This is a genomic window from Dokdonella sp., assembly GCF_035511235.1.
Classification (GTDB): domain Bacteria; phylum Pseudomonadota; class Gammaproteobacteria; order Xanthomonadales; family Rhodanobacteraceae; genus Dokdonella.
In genome coordinates, this window is record NZ_DATKFQ010000001.1 from 60,976 (window position 1) to 80,784 (window position 19,809).

The following is a 19,809-nucleotide window of genomic DNA, read 5'->3' on the forward strand; positions in this document are numbered from 1 at the left end:
TCGCCGGTGGCGCCTCGCGCGGCGGCCTCAGCCGGCCAGGCCGATCGAGTCGAGATAGCGCTCGGCGTCGAGTGCGGCCATGCAGCCGAAGCCGGCCGAGGTGACCGCCTGCCGATAGACCTGGTCGGCGACGTCGCCGGCGGCGAACACGCCCGGCACGCTGGTCGCGGTCGCGCCGCCGTCCAGGCCGGTGCGGATCGTGATGTAGCCGTTGCGCATCTCGAGCTGGCCTTCGAAGATGCCGGTGTTCGGCGTGTGGCCGATCGCGACGAACATGCCGGTCACGGCGATGTCGCGGGTCGTGCCGTCCTGCGTGCTCTTGAGCTTCACGCCGGTCACGCCGGTGGCGTCGCCGAGCACCTCGGCGACGGTGTGGTTCCAGACGATCTCGATCTTGCCGGCGCGCTCCTTCTCGAACAGCTTGTCCTGCATGATCTTCTCGGCGCGCAGCTTGTCGCGGCGATGGACCAGGGTGACCTTGCGCGCGATGTTGGCCAGGTACAGCGCTTCCTCGACCGCGGTATTGCCGCCGCCGATCACCGCGACCTCCTGATCGCGGAAGAAGAAGCCGTCGCAGGTCGCGCAGGCCGACACGCCCTGGCCCTTGTACTTCTCCTCGGACGAAAGGCCCAGGTACATCGCGGTCGCGCCGGTCGCGACGATCAGCGCGTCGCAGGTGTACTCGCCGGCATCGCCCTTGAGGCGGAACGGGCGCTGCTTGAGGTCGACGCTGTGGATGTGGTCGAACACCATCTGCGTCTCGAAGCGTTCGGCGTGCTCGGCCATGCGCTTCATCAGCGCCGGCCCCTGCAGGCCTTCCACGTCGCCGGGCCAGTTGTCCACGTCGGTGGTCGTCATCAGCTGGCCGCCCTGCGCGATGCCGGTGACCAGGGTCGGCTTGAGGTTGGCGCGCGCCGCGTAGATCGCCGCGGTGTAGCCGGCGGGACCCGAACCGAGGATCAGCAGGCGGGTGTGCTTCGGAGTCGTCATGTATAATCCCGGCCGATTTTTCCGGCCTCGTTCGCGTTCTTGTGTGCTCATGCCGGGCGCGGGGTTCGACCCTCGCCGACCGGCTCCGGATGCTCCCTCGAATCGGTCTCGCGGTGTCCCTCGTCGGACGGCCGCGCGGACGATCGCGGGAGCCGGGAGGATGGGGCGAAGGCGGCGGCGAATCAAGGTTGCACTGCGGGATGCGTCGCCAGGACGCACCGCTCAGAATGCGAGCCCGTCATTCCATCCTATCTGCGGAGATTCACGATGCGCATCGGTATTCCTGCCGAAACCAAGACCCTCGAAGGGCGTGTCGCCCTGGTGCCGGCAGCCTGCGCCGACCTGGTCAAGCGTGGCCACGAGGTGTTCATCGAGTCCGGCGCCGGCCGCAAGAGCGGTTTCTCCGACGATGACTTCGCGCGCGTGGGCGTCACCGTCGCCGCCGATGCCGATGCGCTGTACGCGGCCGGCGAGCTGATCGTCAAGGTCAAGGAGCCGATCGCCGGCGACCTGTCGCGCCTGCGCAAGGATCATCTGCTGTTCTGCTATCTGCACCTGGCCGCCGAGCCGGCGCTGACCGCGCGCCTGCTCGAGATCGGCCTGACCGGCGTCGCGTTCGAGTCGGTGCAGGAAGCCGACGGCTCGCTGCCGCTGCTGGCGCCGATGTCGGTGATCGCCGGCCGCATCGCCGTGCAGATCGGCACGCATCTGCTGCACCAGCCGGCCGGCGGCAAGGGCAAGCTGCTCGGCGGCCTGCCGTCGACCGAGCGCGGCAAGGTCGTCGTGCTCGGTGCCGGCGCGGCCGGCAGCAACTCGGCCGCGCTGGCGGCCGCCGGCGGCGCCAACGTCGTCGTGTTCGACATGAAGCCCGACCGCCTCGCGCAGATGATGGCGCTCGGCAGCAACGTGACCGCGCTGTATCCGTACGAGGAATACGTCGCGCGCGAAGTGCGCGATGCGGATCTGGTGATCGGCGCGGTGCTGATCCCGAGCGCGAAGGCGCCGCGCGTGGTCACTGCCGAGATGGTCAGGTCGATGCAGCCGGGCAGCGTGCTGGCCGACATCTCGATCGACCAGGGCGGCTGTTTCGAGACCTCGCGGCCGACCACCTGGGCCGAGCCGACCTACCTCGTCGACGGCGTGACCCACTTCGCCGTGACCAACATGCCCGGCGCGGTGCCGCAGACCTCCTCGCAGGCGATCTCGGCGGCGATCCTGCCGTACGTGCAGCGGCTCGCCAAGGGGCCGGCCTGGCGCGAGTCGCCGGCGCTCGCCTCCGGCATCAACGTCGATGCCGGCGCGATCGTGCACCCGGCATTGAAGTCCTGACAAAACAATGGATTGTCCAGAGAATCTCAGGTAAATTGTTTCGGTGGCGCGCGAATCGAGCAGACAATCCCGACCCGTCTCCAATGCCTGGCTGCAACGCCTGGTGCGCGAGGCCGGTTTCCTGCTGCTCCTGCCGCTGGCGATCTACCTGTTCGCCTGTCTGCTGACCTACAGCCCGCAGGATCCGGGCTGGTCGCACGTCGGGCAGCCCGATCGCATCGCCAACTTCGGCGGTGCGGTCGGCGCCTGGTTCGCCGATCTGCTGTTCTACTTCTGCGGCCGTCTGGCCTATGCGTTCCCGCTGCTGCTGCTGGCGATCGGCGCGGCGGTGCTGCGCGGCGGCGCGGCCAGCGAGCGCAACGCGTTCGGGCCGATGCTGCGCCTGGTCGGCTGCGTCGCGGTGCTGGTCGCCGGTTCCGGGCTGACCCATCTGAACGTCGGCGGACCGACCGTGCTGCCGGCCGGGCATGGCGGCATCCTCGGCCAGATCGTCGGCGCCGGCCTGCTGCACGCGTTCGGCGTGCTCGGTTCGGACCTGTTCCTGCTCGCGCTGTTCCTGATCGCGGTCACGCTGGCGACCGGGCTGTCGTGGTTCGCGCTGATGGACACGATCGGCCGCAGCCTCGTCGACGGCTTCGCCTGGCTCGGCGGCACGCTGCGCAAGGCCGACGACTGGAGCGCCGCGCGCGAGGCGCGCGTGGAGCGCGCCGAGACGCGCAAGGTCGAGACCGTGCGCCAGGCCAAGCGCGAGCCGATCAAGATCGAGCCGGTGCTGGCGCCGATCGAGAAGAGCGAGCGCGCCCAGCGCGAGAACCAGATCCCGCTGTTCTCCGGAGCGGCCGCCGAGGGCGAGCTGCCGCCGCTGTCGCTGCTCGACGAACCCAAGCAGCAGGTCAAGGGCTATTCGCCCGAGACGCTCGAGGCGCTGTCGCGCCAGGTCGAGCTCAAACTGCGCGACTTCCGCATCGAGGTGCAGGTGGTCGGCGTGTTCCCGGGGCCGGTCGTCACGCGCTTCGAGCTGCAGCCGGCGCCCGGCATCAAGGGCAGCCAGATCTCGAGCCTCGACAAGGACATCGCGCGCGGCCTGTCGGTGGTCAGCGTGCGCGTGGTCGACGTGATCCCCGGCAAGTCGGTGATCGGTCTGGAGATCCCGAACGTCAACCGCGAGATCGTGTATCTGTCGGAGATCCTGCGCTCGGACCGCTACGACGCGATGAAGTCGCCGCTGGCGCTGGCGCTCGGCAAGGACATCGCCGGCCGCCCGCACGTGGCCGACATCGCCAAGATGCCGCATCTGCTGGTCGCCGGCACGACCGGGTCGGGCAAGTCGGTCGCGCTCAACGCGATGGTGTTGAGCCTGCTGTACAAGGCCACCGCGGCCGACGTCAGGATGATCATGATCGATCCGAAGATGCTCGAGCTCTCGGTCTACGAGCGCATCCCGCATCTGCTGGCGCCGGTCGTCACCGACATGAAGGAGGCCGCCAACGCGCTGCGCTGGTGCGTGGCCGAGATGGAGCGGCGCTACAAGCTGATGGCCGCGGTCGGCGTGCGCAACCTGGCCGGCTTCAACAAGAAGGTCAAGGACGAGGAGGCCAAGGGCCAGCCTCTGCTCGATCCGCTGTTCCGCCCCGATGCCTCGCAGCCGCAGCGCGTCGCCGAGCCGCTCAAGCCGCTGCCGTACATCGTCGTCATCATCGACGAGTTCGCCGACATGATGATGATCGTCGGCAAGAAGGTCGAGGAGCTGATCGCGCGTCTCGCGCAGAAGGCGCGCGCGGCCGGCGTGCATCTGATCCTGGCCACGCAGCGCCCGTCGGTCGACGTCATCACCGGCCTGATCAAGGCCAACATCCCGACCCGCATCGCGTTCCAGGTCTCCTCCAAGATCGACTCGCGCACGATCCTCGACCAGAGCGGCGCCGAAACCCTGCTCGGTCACGGCGACATGCTGTTCCTGCCGCCCGGCACCGCGACGCCCGAGCGCGTGCACGGCGCCTTCGTCGACGACCACGAGGTGCACCGCGTCGTCGATTGGCTGCGCCAGCAGGGCGAGCCGGACTACATCGACGGCGTGCTCGAGGAAGTGCAGACGCTCGGCGACGGCAAGGTCATCAGCGAGATCGGCCTGCCGCTCGACGCCGAGGAGACCGAGGGCGGCGAGGAGGCGCAGCTCTACGACCGCGCGGTGCGCATCGTCACCGAGACGCGCCGCGCGTCGATCTCGGGCGTGCAGCGTCACCTGCGCATCGGCTACAACCGCGCCGCGCGCCTGATCGAGCAGATGGAACGCGACGGCGTGGTCAGCACGCCCGAGCACAACGGCAACCGCACCGTGCTGGCGCCGCCGCCGCCGAAGGACTGAACCTGGGCGATTCGCCCGCGCTTCATCCACGGCGCCGTCCAATCGGCGCCTTCGAGCCACCCGAAGAGAGTTCCGCCGTGCGACCGATCGTGTTCTGCCTGACCGTCCTGCTGGCCGCCGCAGCATCAGCGGCATCCGCCGCCGACTCGGCGCGTGCGCGCATGGAGGCGTTCTCCAAGGATCTGAAATCGGTCAGTGCCGGGTTCAGCCAGACCGTGCGCACCGCGCAGGCCGCGGTCGGCGACACCTCGCGCGGCACGCTGGCGCTGGCGGCGCCGCGCCAGTTCCGCTGGCAGACGACCGAACCGTTCGAGCAGCTGATCGTCGCCGACGGCACGCGCGTGTGGATCTACGACCCGGATCTCGAACAGGTCAGCGTGCGCAGCCAGAGCAGCGAGGAGGCGCAGAGCCCGCTGACCGTGCTGACCGACCTGTCGCTGATCGACCGCGACTTCGTCGCCAGCGAGGCCGGCGAGCGCGACGGCCTGGCCTGGCTGCGCCTGAGCGCGCGCGCCGAGGAGCCGGAGTTCGAGTACGCCGAGCTCGGCTTCGATGGCAGCGGGCTTTCGCGCATGATCTTCAAGGACCAGCTCGGCAACGTCACCGAGATGCACTTCACCGACTGGAAACGCAATCCGTCGCTGCCGGCCGATACGTTCCGCTTCACGCCGCCCAAGGGCGTCGACGTGATCGGCGATGCCGACGGTCCGGAGGTGTTTCCGGTCCGGCCGTAACAACGAAGGGCGCGCCGGCACGGGACCGGCGCCGACGACGAGGCATCGGGCACGCCGGGGAGGGCGCCGCCATGCACATCGCTACGGCGGCCGTCGCATGAGCGGCCGCATCGGACTCGCGGTTCTGTTCGCGTTCGCGACTGCGCCGGCAGCGGCCGGTGCCGCGCTCGAACGCTGCCGCGACCTGCGCCAGGCCGCGCCGGCCGACGCACTGGCGGCCTGCACCGCCGCCGCCGCCGCGACCGACGGTGCGGCCGCGCGCGAGGCGATGTTCCACGCCAGCGAGGCCGCGCAGACGCTCGGGCGTTTCGACGAGGTCGAGGCCTGGCTGGCGCGGATCGCCGCGACGCTGCCGGCCGGCGGGGCGGAGCGCGATCGGTTCCGGCTCGAGCGGCGCGTCGGCATGCTCGCGTTCCGCCGCGGCGAGTATGCCGCGGCGCTCGCCGCGTTCGACCGCGCCGGACGGCTGGCCGAACGGCTGGACCCGGCCGACCGCGCGACCGCGCTGAACGACCTCGGCATCGTGCAGCGCAAGCTCGGCGACTATCCGTCCGCGCTGAGCAGCCTGATCGACAGCCTGGCGATCAAGGAGCGTCTGGGCGATCCGGCACAGCTCGCGCCGGCGCTGCAGAACATCGCCGACGTCTACCGCGAGGCCGGCGACCTCGATCAGGCCGACACCTATCTGCAGCGCGCGATCGCGCTGCACGCACAGGCCGGCGCGCGCCTCAAGGAGGCGCATGCGCACGAGTCGCTGGGCCTGGTCGCGCTGGCGCGCGGCGACGCCGCGGCGGCCGGCCGCGCATTTGCCGAGGCGCAGGCGATCTTCGCCGAGGCGCAGGCCGCGCCGGACCAGCTGCGCGTACTGCTGCGCCAGGGCGAACTCGACGCCGCGGCCGGTGCAGGCGAGGCCCTGACGCGGCGACTGGCCGCGGCCGGCGCCCTGATCGCGCGCCTCGGCGGCGAGACGCCGCTCGGCTACGTGCGATTGTCGGCCGAGGCCGACGTGTTGACCGGCCGCGTCCGCGCCGGCGCCGATCGTCTCGCCACGGCGCTCGCGGCGCAGGGCGAGGCGATCACGGACGAGCGCCAGCAGGCGCTGGTGCGGCTGGCCGCCTGGTACGAATCGCTCGGCGACTGGGCGCGCGCCTATGCCGCGCAGCGGCAGGCCTTTGAGCTGCGTCATGCGCTCGACGAGCGCCAGCGCAGCGAGACGCTGGACCGTCTGCGCATCCGCCACGGCGTGGCCGAGCGCGAGCGCGAGATCGCCGTGCTGGCGCTGGACGGTGCGCGCCAGCAGGTCGCGCTGGAGCAGGCGCGGCGTGCGCGCCATCTGCTGCTCGCCGGCGCCGGTCTGGTCGTGCTGGCGCTGTGGGCGCTGCACCGGCGCCGCGTCTGGCGGCTGCGCGTGGACGCCGAGCGGCGGCGCACGGCGCTGGAGCGCGAACTGGCCCAGTTCCGCGCTGCGGCCGACCGGCTGCGCGCCGACCGGCGCCGCCTGCGCCTCGCGCTGGAGCGCACCGGCGAGCCGATGCTGCTGGTCGACACCGCCGGCCAGGTCTATCTCGCCAATCGCGCCGCGCGCGCGCTGCTCGGCCGGCCGCCCGAGGCCGCCGCCGGCGAATCGAGCGCGCTGGCCGACTGGATCGGCCCGGCCCAGGCCGCGCAGGTCGCGCAGTGGTCGGCCGGTGTCGACGAGGCGCTCGCCGCGCCGGCGGCCGGCGCCGCCGCGGGCGTCTGGCTGCTGCCGCTGGCGCTCGAGGAAGAACTGATCGTGCTCGGTCTGTCGACCTCGCCCGGTCCGCGTCCGGACACGCGCGACCTGCTCGACGATCTGGTCGAGGCGCACGTCCGCGACGAGGCGCCGCCCGCGACGACGCCGACCGAGCCGGCGCGGCCACCGGCCGGTCCGGTGCCCGAGCCGTTCCGCGCCACCCTGGTCGCGCTGATGCGCGAGGCGGTGGACCTGTGGGAATCGAGCACGCGCAAGACGCGCGTGGAGCTGGCCGAGGCCAGCGGCGTATGGCGGATCACGATCGACGACGGCCGTCTGCGCGTGCGCACGATGGAGCGCTATCTGACGATGGAGCGCGTGCCGGATCGTCCGCGCTGGCGCGAGGTGCTGCGGACGGCCTATTTCGTCGTCGCCGAATGTCCGCTCGACGCCGCGCAGCGCGAGCGGCTGCGCGGCCTGATCGACGCGGTCAAGGCGCTGGCGCCGTGAGCGGGGCGCTCAGCGCGTCGGATCGCTCGGTATGCCGGGGAGCGTCGGCAGATGCGAGCGCGTGCGGCATGCCAGGCACAGCCCTCTGAGCCCGCTGGTCGCCCGATAGGCGCCGTGGTGATTGGAGCCCAGGAAGCTGTCCGGTCCGGTCACGACCGGGATGACCGAGACGGCGTTGCCGGCCTGGATCAGGTCCGCCGCCGCGCTCACGCAATAAGCGGCCGAATAGCTGCGGGCTGCGTAATAGTCGTCGTCGAATACGCCGCAATCCCGGTCGACGGTCTCGAAGGCACAGACCGGACTTTGCCGGAACGCGTCCAGGACCGGGCCGGGGATATCGAACGTCTCGACCTCCACGACCTCGCCGCCGCGGCACCAGCCATCCGAGAACGGATCCTGATGGGCGGCGGCCGGGCCGGCGGCGGCCAGCGTCAAGGCGAGCAGACGGACGATCGATTTCATGCACAGGCTCCGGGGCAGGGCGGCGGGCCGAGTCTGGACAGTGCATGGCCGTGCTGTCGAGGCCGGACGCGGGACGAAACCGGGACAATATCGGTGCTGGCGAACGCGCTTGCGCGATTCGTTCCCGGTTTCGTCCTCGCCGGTCCTCAGCGCGGCCGCTAGCGTCCCGTTCGGCGCCGGGACCGTCCCGGCGCGTCAACGACGGAGAACGCGAACGATGAAGCTCACCCCCTTGCTGCTGACGCTCGGCTTCTGTGCGGCGCCGCTGGCGCAGGCGACCAACGACACCCCGCTGAGCGGGTGGGTCGGTCAGGTCTGCTATTCCGACGGCAGCGGCCGCACGATCATCGACTACCAGAGCATCAACGGCTGCACCGTGCGGCTGAACAACGCGATCGCCGATCCGCCGTTCGGCGAAACGGTCACGTCGGTCAACACCTGCGCGCTGCGCGGCAGCGGCACCGCGCTGCCGTGGTGCGGCGTGCGCGACCTGTTCGGCATCGAAGTCGAGGACGGCGACGTGCGGCCGGTGCGCGAGTTCCAGCAGCGCCTGGACGACCTGCGCAAGCGCTACGGCATCGACGAGTACGAGCGCAGGCTGCTCGAGCTGCAGCCGACGCGCTGAGTGCAGCGGCGGGCGGACGCTCCGGCGCCCGCCCGCCCGCCATGCCGGTCCGTGGCGGCGCGGGCCGGCGCTTCAGTCCGGCTCGTCCGCGAACGGCGCGTCTTCGCTGTCCTGCGCGCCCAGCGTCATCGGCCGGTAGTCGCCGGGAATCTCGAAGCGGTCGGCTGGCACCGCGACGCCGCTGCGGATCGTCAGCGTCGCCGTGCCGGTGTGGCGGTCGTCGCGGAAGCAGCGCCGGCTCAGCGCGATGCGCGGCGGGCCGTCCTCGCCGGCGGCTTCCGGATGCAGTTCGGCGACGCCGCGGCCGACCGTCGCGCCGACCGCGGCGATGCGGTTCAGGCGGCGCAGCGCCGCGGGCTCCAGGCCGAGATCGGCGATCGCGCTGGTGCAGTCCTCGCGCAGCACGCGCTCGCCGCGCACGAGCCGTTCGATGCGGCAGCGCCGCCCGTCGATCTCGATCTCGTCACCGCGCTCGACCGTCGTCGTGCGCCACGGCGCCGCCGCGGCCGGTGCCGCCGGCTGTGCCGGCGCCGCCCGTGCCTGGCCGGATCCGATCGCCGCGTCGATGGCGCGATGCCGGTCGCCTTCGCCGCGCGGGGCATTCGCGGCCGCCGCCATCGACTCGGCGCAGCGCGCGGCCGCCTCGGCGTAATCGGGATCGGCGAAGCCGAGCTCGGCCATCTCCGGACAGGCGGCGATCTGCTGCGCGCGGAACGCGGCGGTCGCGGCCTCGGCGTCCAGGCCGGTCAGCGCCTCGGCCTGGCGGCCGGCGTGGATATGGCCGGCGCGCATCACGTCGCTCTGGAAGTCGATCGCGTCGTCGTCGGACTCCATCGTCATGTAGCGGCGCAGCTCGTGCAACAGCTGCGTCGTCAGCTGCTCGCCGTCGTCGGCGATCGTCGACAGCGCCGAACCGTCGATCGTCAGGTCGATGCGCGCGCGCAGGCCGTCGATCGCCATGCGGTCGAAATCGGTCGCGCAGTCGCCGTCGCGGCGATACTCGACGACGGTGCCGGCCTGCGCGGCCGTGCAGGCCGCAAGCGCCGCGATCAGGAGACGGCGGGCAGAGCTCATCGGGCTTTCCTCTTCCGGTCGTCGTCCAGTTCGATCGCGCGCCGTGTCGCCTCGACGCGGCGGCGGTCCTTGTCGGCGTACTCGGTCAGGCAGGCGTCGCGGCGGACCATCGCGCATTCGAGGTAGTCGATGATCTCGATCACCGCGGCGCGCGCCACGCGCGCATCGGCCTCGCTCTTGAACGCCTCGTAGCCGAAGCCGGCGCCGCCGAGCGCGATCTGGACCGACGATGCGGTCTTGGTCGTGCGGCCTTCGATCGTGCGCGCATAGGCGATTTCGCCGCTCCCGGTGTCGACCACGCGCAGGTCGATCGCCAGGTACGCGGTCTCCGAGCGTCGCGAGCCGTCGATGCCGGCGAAGCCGCCGCGCAGCGCGCGCGTCTCGACGCCGGGCTGGAATGCGGTGACCGTGCCCATGACCAGATAGTCCGCGCCGGTCAGCTGGCCGATGCGCGGCCCGTCGCCGGGGCGCAGCCGGCCACTGCTGCCGAGATCCTGTTCCTCGAGGATCGCGGCCAGGCGACGCCGCTCGACGACCGTGAACACCGGCCGCGCCGCCAGCTCGTTGGTGAGAATGTGGGTCAGCACGCGGCCGATGCCGCCCTGGAACGGCAGCGCACCGGTCTCGTCCTGCAGCTTGACGACGCCGAGCACCGGCTTCGCCGTCGCGGCACCTGCTGCCGTCGCGGCGGCGATCAGCAGCGCGGCGAGCAGGCCGCGCCGGGTCCGGCGGCGCGCGGCCGGCAGGGCGATCGGGTGCGCAGAGGGCGGCGGGAGCGGATGGTCCATGCCGATCACGACGCACCGGCGCGTTGGTTCCTATCATGCCGGCGGCGCCCGATCGGACCGGCGTCCGCAGGCGGCGGGTATCATCGGACCATGCCGCGCCGTCCTTCTTCCACACCGCCGTCCCTGCTGCCCGAATCGGACGAACTCAAGCCGCTCGCCGAGCGCATGCGCCCGCGCAGCCTCGACGACATCGTCGGCCAGACCCGGCTGCTCGCCGAAGGCAAGCCGCTGCGCCGCGCGATCGAGGCCGGCAAGGTTCATTCGATGATCCTGTGGGGACCGCCGGGCTGCGGCAAGACCACGCTGGCGCTGCTGCTGGCACGCTACGCCGACGCCGATTTCCGCGCGATCTCGGCCGTGCTGTCGGGCCTCCCGGACGTGCGCGCGGCGCTGGCCGAGGCCGAGACGCGCTACCTTCAGGGCCGGCGCACGGTGCTGTTCGTCGACGAGGTGCACCGCTTCAACAAGGCGCAGCAGGACGCGTTCCTGCCGCACATCGAGCGCGGCGTGATCGTGTTCGTCGGCGCGACCACCGAGAACCCCTCGTTCGAGCTCAATTCCGCGCTGCTGTCGCGCTGCCGCGTGCACGTGCTCGAGGCGGTCTCGGCGGCCGACATCGAGCGCGCACTGGCGCGCGCGCTGGCCGACGCCGAACGCGGCCTCGGCGCGCTCGGACTGAGCATCGGCGAGGACGCGCTGCGGCTGATCGCGCAGGCCGCCGACGGCGACGTGCGGCGCGCCCTGACCCTGCTCGAGATCGCCGCCGAGATCGCCGAGGGCGGCCGTGTCGACGAGAGCACGCTGACCCAGGTGCTGGCCGACCGCACGCGCCGCTTCGACAAGGGCGGCGAGCAGTTCTACGACCAGATCTCGGCGCTGCACAAGTCGGTGCGCTCGTCCGACCCGGACGCGGCGCTGTACTGGTGCACGCGGATGCTCGACGGCGGCGTCGACCCGGCGTATCTGGCGCGGCGGCTCGCGCGCATGGCGATCGAGGACGTCGGCCTGGCCGATCCGCGCGCGTGGACGCTGGCGCTGGCGGCCTGGGATACCTACGACCGGCTCGGTTCGCCCGAGGGCGATCTCGCGCTCGCCGAGGCCGCGCTGTACCTGGCGATCGCGGCCAAGAGCAATGCGGCCTATGCCGGCTTCAACGCGGCCAAGGCCGAGATCGCCGCCCACGGCACGCTCGAAGTGCCGATGCATCTGCGCAACGCGCCGACGCGGCTGATGAAGGGACTCGGCTACGGCAAGGGCTACCAGTACGACCACGACGCCGAGGGCGGCGTCGCGCTCGACCAGCAATGCCTGCCCGATGCGCTGGCCGGCCGCGTCTTCTACGAGCCGGTCGACCGCGGCATGGAGTTGAAGATCGCCGAGAAGCTGCGCGCCTTGCGCGAGGCGCGCCGGATCGCACGCGGCGAAGCGGAAGGCGGCGGAGCGGCGGAGTGAGCCGGCGCGGCCGGGCGGGGGATCGGGCGGCGGTGCGGTTGCGCGGTCCGCTCGCCGTGCTGCTGCTCGCGCTCGCCCCGGCCGCGGCCGCTGCCGATCTCGCCGCGACGCGTGCGCGCATCGACGCGATCCTCGCCGAGCCGCGCTTCGCCGCGGCCGGCTGGGGCATCGAGGTGCGCTCGCTCGACAGCGGACGGACCGTCTATGAGCACCAGCCCGACCGTCTGCTGGTGCCGGCCTCCACGGCCAAGCTCTACACCGCCGCGCTGGCGCTGGCGACGTTCGGTGCCGACTACCGGATTCCGACCGTGCTGTTCGCGACCGCGCCGCCGGCGCGCGACGGCGAGCTGCACGGCGATCTGGTGCTGGTCGGCTATGGCGATCCCGCGCTCGGTGCCGACGCCGCGGCGAGCTGGGCCGACACCCTGGCGATCGCGCTGCGCAAGGCGGGCGTCACGCGCGTGCACGGTGATCTGATCGCCGATGCGACGCGGTTCGCCGCGCCGCGCTACGGCAGCGGCTGGGAAGCCGGCGACTTGCAGAGCTGGTTCGGCGCGCCGGCCAGCGCGCTCAGCGTCGACGAGAACCTGGTGACGGTGCAGGTGCGGCCCGGTGCCGGCGTCGGCGACCGCGCGCTGCTACGCTTCGAGCCGCCCGGCTCGGCGCCGGAGCTGGTCAACCGGCTGGTCACGGTCGCGCGCGGCGACGGCAGCGACGTCGGCCTGTTCCGCGCGCCGGGCGAGCGCACGCTGCATGCGTTCGGCACGATCGCAGCCGGCAGCGCCGAGCGGTCCTACCGGCTGGCGCTGGCCGATCCGGCCGCCGTCGCCGCTGCGCAGCTCCGCGCGGCGCTGACGCGCCAGGGCGTGAGCGTCGACGGCCGCGTGCGCAGCGTTTACTGGCCCGAGGTCCGCGCCGAGCACGGCGCGGACGATGCCGGCCGCCTGCGCACGATCGCGCAGCTGCGGTCGCCGCCGCTCGGCGATCTGGTCCGGCGCGGCCTCAAGGTCTCGCAGAATCTCTACATGCAGAACCTGTTCCTGCTGGTCGGCGCCGCCGAGGCCGATGCGGCGCGCGCGGCGAATCCCGATGTGGCCGACCACACCGGCACCGAGCAGCGCGCCGCGACCGCGATGCGGCGCTATCTGAGCGGTATCGGCATCGCGCCGCAGCAGGCGTTGGTCGAGGACGGCGCCGGTCTGTCGCGGCGCAATCTGACGACCGCCTCGGCGCTGACGGCCCTGCTCGTGCACTGGGGCGACGGCGAGAGCGGCGCGCCGTTCCGCCTGGCGCTGCCGCAGGCCGGCATCGACGGCTCGCTGGCCGGCCGTCTGCGCGACACGCCGGCGCAGGGACGCGTCCATGCCAAGACCGGCGCGATGAGCGGCGTGTACGCACTGGCCGGCTATCTGACCAGCGCGGCCGGCGAGCGGCTCGCGTTCACGCTGCTGCTGAACCAGTATCGGCCGCCCGAGGACGGCGGCGCCGGCCGGCCCAGCGGCGAGCTCGACCGCGTCGTGCTCGCGCTGACCGCGCTCGACGAGCGCAGTGCGCCGGCCGCCGCGCACGAAGCGCGGCCGCCGGCGCGATGAGCCCGATCTGAAGAACGGCGGCGGCGATCGGATCGCCGCCGCCGTCGTGCTCACGGCGCCGCTTCGAACCCGTCGGCGAAGATCGCGTCGCCGCCGCTGCCGCCGCCGCTGCAGGCCTCGACGCGGACGTCGTCGACGTACCAGGCATCGGCCGAGACCGACTGGTCGGTCGCCAGGCGCCAGCGCAGCTGCACGTCGCGGCCGGCCCATTCGCTGAGGTCGACGATGCTGTCGGCGTAGGCACGGCTGCCGCACCAGCCGTCGAGGCCGCCGATCGGGTTGCCCCAGGACGTGCTGATCGCCGCGGTGTACGGATCGTTGATCAGGCGGCTGCCGGTGATCTGCGTGAACGCGCCGCCGTCGACCGCGATCTCGAGTATGCCCGCGTCGTAGCAGGTGGTCGGCGAGGACACCGGCTCGAGCGCGCGCCAGTTCTGGTAGCGCAGCGTGACCGGCGTCTGACCGGTCGGCAGCGAGACCACCGGCGAGGTCAGGCGCTGGTCGGTGACCGAGGCCACGTCGGTGGCCTTGAACGCATTGCCGCCCGACAGCGGACTCGGCCGCTCGGTCGACAGCGCCCAGTTCGACGCGCCGCTGCCGCCGGTCGTGACGAAGCCGCCGGCGCCGCCGCTGAAGGTCTCGCTGAACACCGTCTTGGTGGTCTGGTCGACGTCGCACTGGCCGGGCGCCAGCGCGGTGCGGAAGCGGAACACCGGCGAGACAGCGCCCGAGCCGCAGACGTTGTCGGCGCTGACGCGCCAGAAGTACGTCGTGCCCGATGCCAGCGGCGCGATCGGCGTATAGCTGGTGCCCTCGACGGTCTCGTCGATGACCAGACTCGTGAATGCGGCGTCGGTCGCGACCTGCAGCCGGTAGCCGCTGGCCTGCGCGCTGGCCTGCCAGGTCAGGGTCGGCGTCGTCGGCAGGCCGATCGCCTGATGCGCCGGCGTGAGCGGCAGCGGCGCGGCCGGTACCGTGGTGGCGATCGTCAGCGCGCGGTCGATCGTCGCGGTGCGGTCGGCATTGGTCGCGGTGATCGTCAGCGTCGCGTCGCCGGCCGGGGCCGCCGCGGTGTTGCCGATCGTCAGCGTCGTACTCGACGGCGGCGTCAGGCTGGTCTGCCCGAACGTCGCGGTGGTGCCGGCCGGCTGGCCGCTGACCGAGAGCGCGACCGGCGTCGCGTAGCCGAGGATCGAGCCGACGTCGACGCTGTAGGTCGCGCTGGCCGGCGCGCAGATTGCCTGCGCGGCCGGCGAGGCGCTCAGCGTGAAAGCGGCCTCGAGCGCACAGTTGCGGCAGACCAGCGCGAAGTCCTGGTCGGTCGCCGAACCGCCCGGCACGCCGTCGCCGGGCAGGTTGGCCGCGATCACGCGGACCGTCACCGAGCCGCCCGGATTGGCGATGATCACGCCCTCGGTATTGTTGCGCGCGTCGGCGCTGCCGCCGGTCGTCGAGACATGGTTCGCGAAAACGTTGCCGCGATAGAGCTGGCCGTTGGTCTCGACCTCGAGGTCGAGATTGTTGACCAGGGCCGGATTGGCGCCGGTCGCGGCCGCCGCGTCGGTCCAGGCCAGCGAGATCCGCAGCGGCTGGCCCGGATCGGGCACGCCGTAGGTGGCCTGCCACTGCGCACCGGCCGCCGTCAGCGTCTGGCCCTGGTCGACGTAGACCGACGAGGTGTAGTCCAGACCCATGCTGGCGGGCACGTCGACGCGGCCCCAGCCGAACGTCGAGTTCGGGATCGTCGCGGTGCCGACCGGCTTGGCGCCGTTGATCAGCAGCGCCTTGATCATCGCCGGGCTCGGGTTCGCGCCGGCGTTTTCGTCGCGCCACCATTCGGTCAGCAGCGCGGCCGCGCCCGCGGCGTGCGGGGAGGCCATCGAGGTGCCCGAACAGAACGCGTACTGGTTGCTGGTGCCGGCGATCGCGGTATTGCATTGCGAGGCGCCGGCGACGCGCCGTGCCGAGGCGATCTGCTCGCCGGGCGTGGCGATCGTCGGTCCGAAGCGGCCGTCGTTGGTCGGGCCGCGGCTCGAGAAGCTCGAGATCGCGTCGATGTCGCCGACGCGGTAGTTGCGCGAGCTGGCCGTGATGATCGGATTCTTGGCGGCCTTCGGCGCGGTCAGCGTGCCCGGATTCGGGCCGCTGTTGCCGGCCGAGAACACCATGACGAAGGGCTCGGCCGCCGGCGTGTCGAAGTTGCCGTCGCGGATGATCTGGTCCCAGGTGCGCGCGGCCGCGGTATAGCTGGTGCCGCCGCTCTCGCCGGAGGTCCAGCTGCCGTTGCCGCCGACCGCGCCGCCGAGCAGGGCGTCCCTGGACAGCACCTGCCAGCCGCCGGTCGGCGGCCACGGCACCGAGCCGGTGCAGATCGGGTTCTGCGCGAAGATGCGCACCGCCGGCGCCATGCCGAGGCCGTACAGGAAGCCTTGTGCGTCGGCCAGGCCGGTCGCCGCGCTGCCGGCGATGATGCCGGCGACATGGGTGCCGTGGCCGCCGCTGGCATTGTCGTCGCCGGGACCGTTGCCGGCCGGGCAGCCCGGATAGTTCACGCCGCCGGCGATGCGGCCGGCCAGGTCCGGATGGGTCAGGTCCACACCCGAGTCGATGACCGCCCAGGTCACGCCGTTGCCGCGATAGCCGATCAGGTCCAGCCACGGCGAGTAGCCGGTGACCGGAACGTTGGCGCCGGTGTAGTTGCGCGCGCCGATCTGGTCGGACATCTCGTCGTCGAGGATCGGCGCCGGACTGGCGTGCTCGAGCCAGACCACCTGCGGCAGCGCGGCCAGCGCCGGCAGCAGCGCGGCGTCGGCCTCGATCCAGGCGTTGTGGAACACGCCGTCGGTCTGCGCCGGGCCGTGATTGAGCACGCGCGCGCCGCTGCGGCCGAGCGCGGCGAGCACCGCCTCGACGTCGCCGTCGTTGTAGAAGAACACGCCGACGTTGCGGATCAGTCCGCTGCGCTTGCCGAGATCCGGCGCGATCTTCCACGAGGGCAGGTAGTCGCCCTGCCAGCGCACCTGCGGATGCGCGGCCGTGCGCGCCAGCGCGCTGTCCTGCGCCCAGACCAGGTAGGTATCGTCCGGGTAGTACTGCAGCGGCCGGATGCCGGCCGCTGCGAGATCCTCGAGCCAGGCGCCCTGGATCGCCTGCGTGAACTGCACGAAGCGCAGACCGTGGCCGCCGCTCTCGGTGCGGTAGGCGGTCGCGTCGCCCGGCACGCCGCGCTGCGGATCGAAGCGCAGATCGCCGAAGCTGATCAGGCCGCTGCCGTGCGTCGCGCCGGCCGCCAGGCCGGTGGCGGCGAGGCCGCCGATCGCGCCGGCCGGCAGCGGATGCGCGCCCGGTGCGGTGCTCAAGGTCAATGCCAGCGCGGCGGCGAGCCGCGTCGCACGTATCGTCTGCATGTCGTGTGATCCCCAGTCGTTCAACGATGATGTCGCCGGCGCCCGCCTCTCCCTGCGGCACCGGCAGCCGACCATACCATCGGCGCCCGGACCGGGGCGAGCGTCGATGCCGGCGGCGTGTCGCGGTTTGCGCCGCAGCATGGCGCCGGCCGATAATCGCCGGCCGTCATCCTCCCGTCCGGACCTCGAACATGCTCGATCCCGCCCTGCTGCGCGGCCAGCTCGCCACCGTCGCCGAGCGCCTGGCGACGCGCGGCTACACGCTCGACGTCACCGCCATCGAGACGCTCGAGAGCGAGCGCAAGACCGTGCAGTCGGCGACGCAGGAGCTGCAGAACCTGCGCAATACGCGCTCCAAGGCGATCGGCATCGCCAAGGGCAAGGGCGAGGACGTCGCCGGCCTGATGGGCGAGGTTGCGGCGATCGCCGACAAGCTCGCCGAAAACGAGACGCGTTTGGCCGAGATCCAGCAGCGGCTGGCCGCGATCGCGCTGCAGCTGCCGAACCTGCCCGACCCGGGCGTGCCGCACGGCGCCGACGAGAACGACAACGTCGAGCAGCACCGCTGGGGCGAGCCGCGCGCGTTCGACTTTCCGGTCAAGGATCACGTCGAGCTCGGTGCGCGCCACGGCTGGCTCGACGCCGAGACCGCGGCCAAGCTGTCCGGCGCGCGCTTCACGGTGCTGAGCGGCGAGTGGGCGCGGCTGCACCGCGCGCTGGCGCAGTTCATGCTCGACCTGCACGCCGGCGAGCACGGCTACCGCGAGACCAATGTACCGCTCCTGGTCAACGCCGACGCGATGCAGGGCACCGGCCAGCTGCCGAAGTTCGAGGACGACCTGTTCGCGACCCTGGTCGGCGACAGCCGCCGCTATCTGATCCCGACCGCCGAAGTGCCGCTGACCAACATCGTGCGCGAGCGCATCCTCGATGCGGCCGAGCTGCCGCTGCGGATGACCGCGCATTCGATGTGCTTCCGCGCCGAGGCCGGCTCCGGCGGCCGCGACGTGCGCGGCATGATCCGCCAGCACCAGTTCGAGAAGGTCGAGCTGGTCAGCATCGCCAAGCCGGCCGAGAGCGCGGCCGAGCACGAGCGCATGACGCGCTGCGCCGAGGTGGTGCTCGAGAAGCTCGGCCTGCCGTACCGGCGCATGCTGCTGTGCACCGGCGACATGGGCTTCGCGGCCGCGCGCACCTGCGATCTGGAGGTCTGGCTGCCGAGCCAGAACACCTACCGCGAGATCTCCTCGTGCTCCAACTGCGGCGACTTCCAGGCGCGCCGCATGCTCGCGCGCTGGCGCAATCCCGACGGCGGCAAGACCGAGCTGGTGCACACGCTCAACGGATCGGGCGTCGCGGTCGGCCGGGCGCTGATCGCGGTCGTCGAGAACTACCAGAACGCCGACGGCTCGATCGACGTGCCCGAGGCGCTGCGCCCGTACATGGGCGGTCTGGCGCGGATCGGCTGAGCGCGCCGATCGTCCCGACACGCGGCCCGCTCAGCGCAGGTCGCGGTCCCAGTACGGTTCGGGCGCGAAGCGCTCGACCAGGAAATCGATCAGCAGGCGCGTCTTGCGCGGCAGGCTGCGCACCTGCGGATAGACCGCGTGGATCGCCGACGGCGCGATCTTCCAGTCCGGCAGCAGGCAGCGCAGGCGGCCGCTGCGGATCTCCTCGGCCGCGATGAAGGTCGGCGAGATCACGATGCCGAGATCCTCGGCGGCGGCATTGAGCAGGAAGTCGCCGTTGTTGACGCCGAGCCGGCCCTTGACGCGCACGCTGGCTTCCTCGCCGTCGCGCGCGAAGCACCACTCGCTGTTGCGCGGCAGCAGCGTGTAGATCAGGCACTCGTGATCGGCCAGCTCGGACGGATGCGCCGGTTCGCCGTGCGCGGCCAGATAGCCCGGCGAGGCGGCGGCGACGAAATGGCATGGCGCGATGCGCCGCGCGACCAGGCGCGAGTCGGCCAGCTGGGCGATGCGGATCGCCAGGTCGTAGCCTTCGTCGACGAGATCGACCTGGCGGTCGTTGAGATTCAGGTCGAGCTCGATGAACGGGTAGCGCTTCTGGAACTGCGCGACCGCAGCGGCCAGGTGGCGGACCGCGAACGACATCGGCGCGGTCACGCGCAGCTTGCCGCGCGGCTCGACCTGCAGCTCGGCCGCCTCGGCCTCGGCCTCGGCGAGCTGGGTCAGCACCTCGCCGACGCGCTGGTAGTAGTTGCGGCCCGGGTCGGTCAGGCTGAGCCGGCGCGTGGTGCGGTTGAGCAGCCGCACGCCGAGCGATTCCTCCAGCGTCTGCACCAGCTTGCTGGCCAGCGCGCGCGAGATGTCCATCTGGTCGGCCGCGGCGGTGAAGCTGCCGCTGTCGACCACGCGCACGAACAGCTGCATGGCCTGCAACTTGTCCATCAGAGGATCTCCAGGATCGCTTCGGGCGGACGCCCGATCGCGGCGCGTTCGCCGTTGACGAGGATCGGCCGCTGGATCAGACGCGGGTGCGCGGCCAGCGCGTCGATCAGCGCGGCGCGGTCCAGCGCCGGATCGTCGAGGCCGAGCGTGCGGTATTCGGGCTCGTCGCGCCGCATCAGCTCGCGCGGCGCCAGATTCAGCCGCCTCAGCAGGCGGTCGAGTTCGGCCGCGGTCGGCGGCGTGTCGAGGTAGAGCACCAGAGCCGGCTCGACGCCGCGTTCGCGCAGCAGCGCCAGGGCCTGCCGCGACTTGCTGCAGCGCGGGTTGTGGAACAGCGTGGGAGACGTCATCGCGGC

The 19,809-nt window shown here is 72.1% G+C and carries 15 protein-coding genes; 8 read left to right on the forward strand and 7 right to left on the reverse strand.

The annotated features are described in order from the left end of the window. Positions 1-27: 27 nt before the first annotated feature. Entirely contained in the window at positions 28-990 is a 963-nt protein-coding gene (gene trxB, locus VMR06_RS00285; RefSeq protein ID WP_325371785.1) for a thioredoxin-disulfide reductase, read from the reverse strand. A gap of 267 nt (positions 991-1,257) precedes the next feature. Here trxB and ald point away from each other — a divergent pair, with 267 nt between their 5' ends. The 4 genes from ald to VMR06_RS00305 all read left to right on the forward strand — a co-directional run bounded on the left by ald (position 1,258) and on the right by VMR06_RS00305 (position 7,642). Continuing rightward, on the forward strand, positions 1,258-2,319 hold the full coding sequence (gene ald, locus VMR06_RS00290; RefSeq protein ID WP_325371787.1) for an alanine dehydrogenase: 1,062 nt from the start codon (positions 1,258-1,260) through the stop codon (positions 2,317-2,319). Positions 2,320-2,362: 43 nt separating this feature from the next. Further along, positions 2,363-4,684 carry a DNA translocase FtsK gene (locus VMR06_RS00295; protein ID WP_325371789.1) on the forward strand — a complete coding sequence of 774 codons (2,322 nt, stop codon included), beginning with the start codon at positions 2,363-2,365 and terminating at the stop codon, positions 4,682-4,684. Between the two features lie 77 nt (positions 4,685-4,761). Then, on the forward strand, positions 4,762-5,418 hold the full coding sequence (lolA, locus tag VMR06_RS00300; protein ID WP_325371791.1) for an outer membrane lipoprotein chaperone LolA: 657 nt from the start codon (positions 4,762-4,764) through the stop codon (positions 5,416-5,418). A gap of 97 nt (positions 5,419-5,515) precedes the next feature. Beyond that, positions 5,516-7,642, forward strand: a complete 2,127-nt coding sequence (locus tag VMR06_RS00305; protein WP_325371793.1) for a tetratricopeptide repeat protein — start codon at positions 5,516-5,518, stop codon at positions 7,640-7,642. Between the two features lie 9 nt (positions 7,643-7,651). On the opposite strand, the gene VMR06_RS00310 is transcribed toward VMR06_RS00305, so the two are convergent. Then, positions 7,652-8,104, reverse strand: coding sequence for a hypothetical protein (locus tag VMR06_RS00310; RefSeq protein WP_325371796.1), 453 nt, complete (start codon positions 8,102-8,104; stop codon positions 7,652-7,654). A gap of 217 nt (positions 8,105-8,321) precedes the next feature. On the opposite strand from VMR06_RS00310, the gene VMR06_RS00315 reads away from it, so the two are divergent. After that, positions 8,322-8,729 (forward strand): hypothetical protein, encoded by a 408-nt coding sequence (locus tag VMR06_RS00315; protein ID WP_325371798.1) that lies wholly within the window; start codon positions 8,322-8,324, stop codon positions 8,727-8,729. Positions 8,730-8,801: 72 nt separating this feature from the next. Here the strand turns inward: VMR06_RS00315 and VMR06_RS00320 are convergent, their stop codons facing one another. Both VMR06_RS00320 and VMR06_RS00325 read right to left on the reverse strand, forming a co-directional pair. Further along, a complete protein-coding gene (locus VMR06_RS00320; RefSeq protein ID WP_325371800.1) occupies positions 8,802-9,803 on the reverse strand; it encodes a hypothetical protein in 1,002 nt (333 codons plus the stop codon). Next, the gene (locus VMR06_RS00325) at positions 9,800-10,591 is read right to left on the reverse strand and encodes a CsgG/HfaB family protein (RefSeq protein WP_325371802.1); all 792 of its coding nucleotides are present in this window, start codon (positions 10,589-10,591) and stop codon (positions 9,800-9,802) included. The genes VMR06_RS00320 and VMR06_RS00325 overlap by 4 nt, the downstream gene beginning before the upstream one ends. Before the next feature lie 90 nt (positions 10,592-10,681). Between VMR06_RS00325 and VMR06_RS00330 the strand changes: the two genes are divergently transcribed. Together VMR06_RS00330 and dacB are read left to right on the forward strand one after the other, a co-directional pair. Then, a complete protein-coding gene (locus tag VMR06_RS00330; RefSeq protein ID WP_325371804.1) occupies positions 10,682-12,043 on the forward strand; it encodes a replication-associated recombination protein A in 1,362 nt (453 codons plus the stop codon). Between the two features lie 32 nt (positions 12,044-12,075). Then, entirely contained in the window at positions 12,076-13,635 is a 1,560-nt protein-coding gene (gene dacB / locus VMR06_RS00335; protein WP_325371806.1) for a D-alanyl-D-alanine carboxypeptidase/D-alanyl-D-alanine endopeptidase, read from the forward strand. Positions 13,636-13,685: 50 nt separating this feature from the next. Here the strand turns inward: dacB and VMR06_RS00340 are convergent, their stop codons facing one another. Beyond that, complete coding sequence (locus VMR06_RS00340) at positions 13,686-17,042, reverse strand: S8 family serine peptidase (RefSeq protein WP_325371808.1); 3,357 nt, start codon at positions 17,040-17,042, stop codon at positions 13,686-13,688. A 191-nt stretch (positions 17,043-17,233) separates the two neighbouring features. On the opposite strand from VMR06_RS00340, the gene serS reads away from it, so the two are divergent. Then, the gene (gene serS / locus VMR06_RS00345) at positions 17,234-18,511 is read left to right on the forward strand and encodes a serine--tRNA ligase (RefSeq protein ID WP_325371810.1); all 1,278 of its coding nucleotides are present in this window, start codon (positions 17,234-17,236) and stop codon (positions 18,509-18,511) included. A gap of 30 nt (positions 18,512-18,541) precedes the next feature. Here serS and VMR06_RS00350 read toward each other — a convergent pair whose 3' ends face one another. Both VMR06_RS00350 and arsC read right to left on the reverse strand, forming a co-directional pair. Further along, entirely contained in the window at positions 18,542-19,453 is a 912-nt protein-coding gene (locus VMR06_RS00350; protein WP_325371812.1) for a LysR family transcriptional regulator, read from the reverse strand. Then, positions 19,453-19,803, reverse strand: a complete 351-nt coding sequence (arsC, locus tag VMR06_RS00355; RefSeq protein ID WP_325371814.1) for an arsenate reductase (glutaredoxin) — start codon at positions 19,801-19,803, stop codon at positions 19,453-19,455. The genes VMR06_RS00350 and arsC overlap by 1 nt, the downstream gene beginning before the upstream one ends. Between the last annotated feature and the right edge of the window lie 6 nt (positions 19,804-19,809).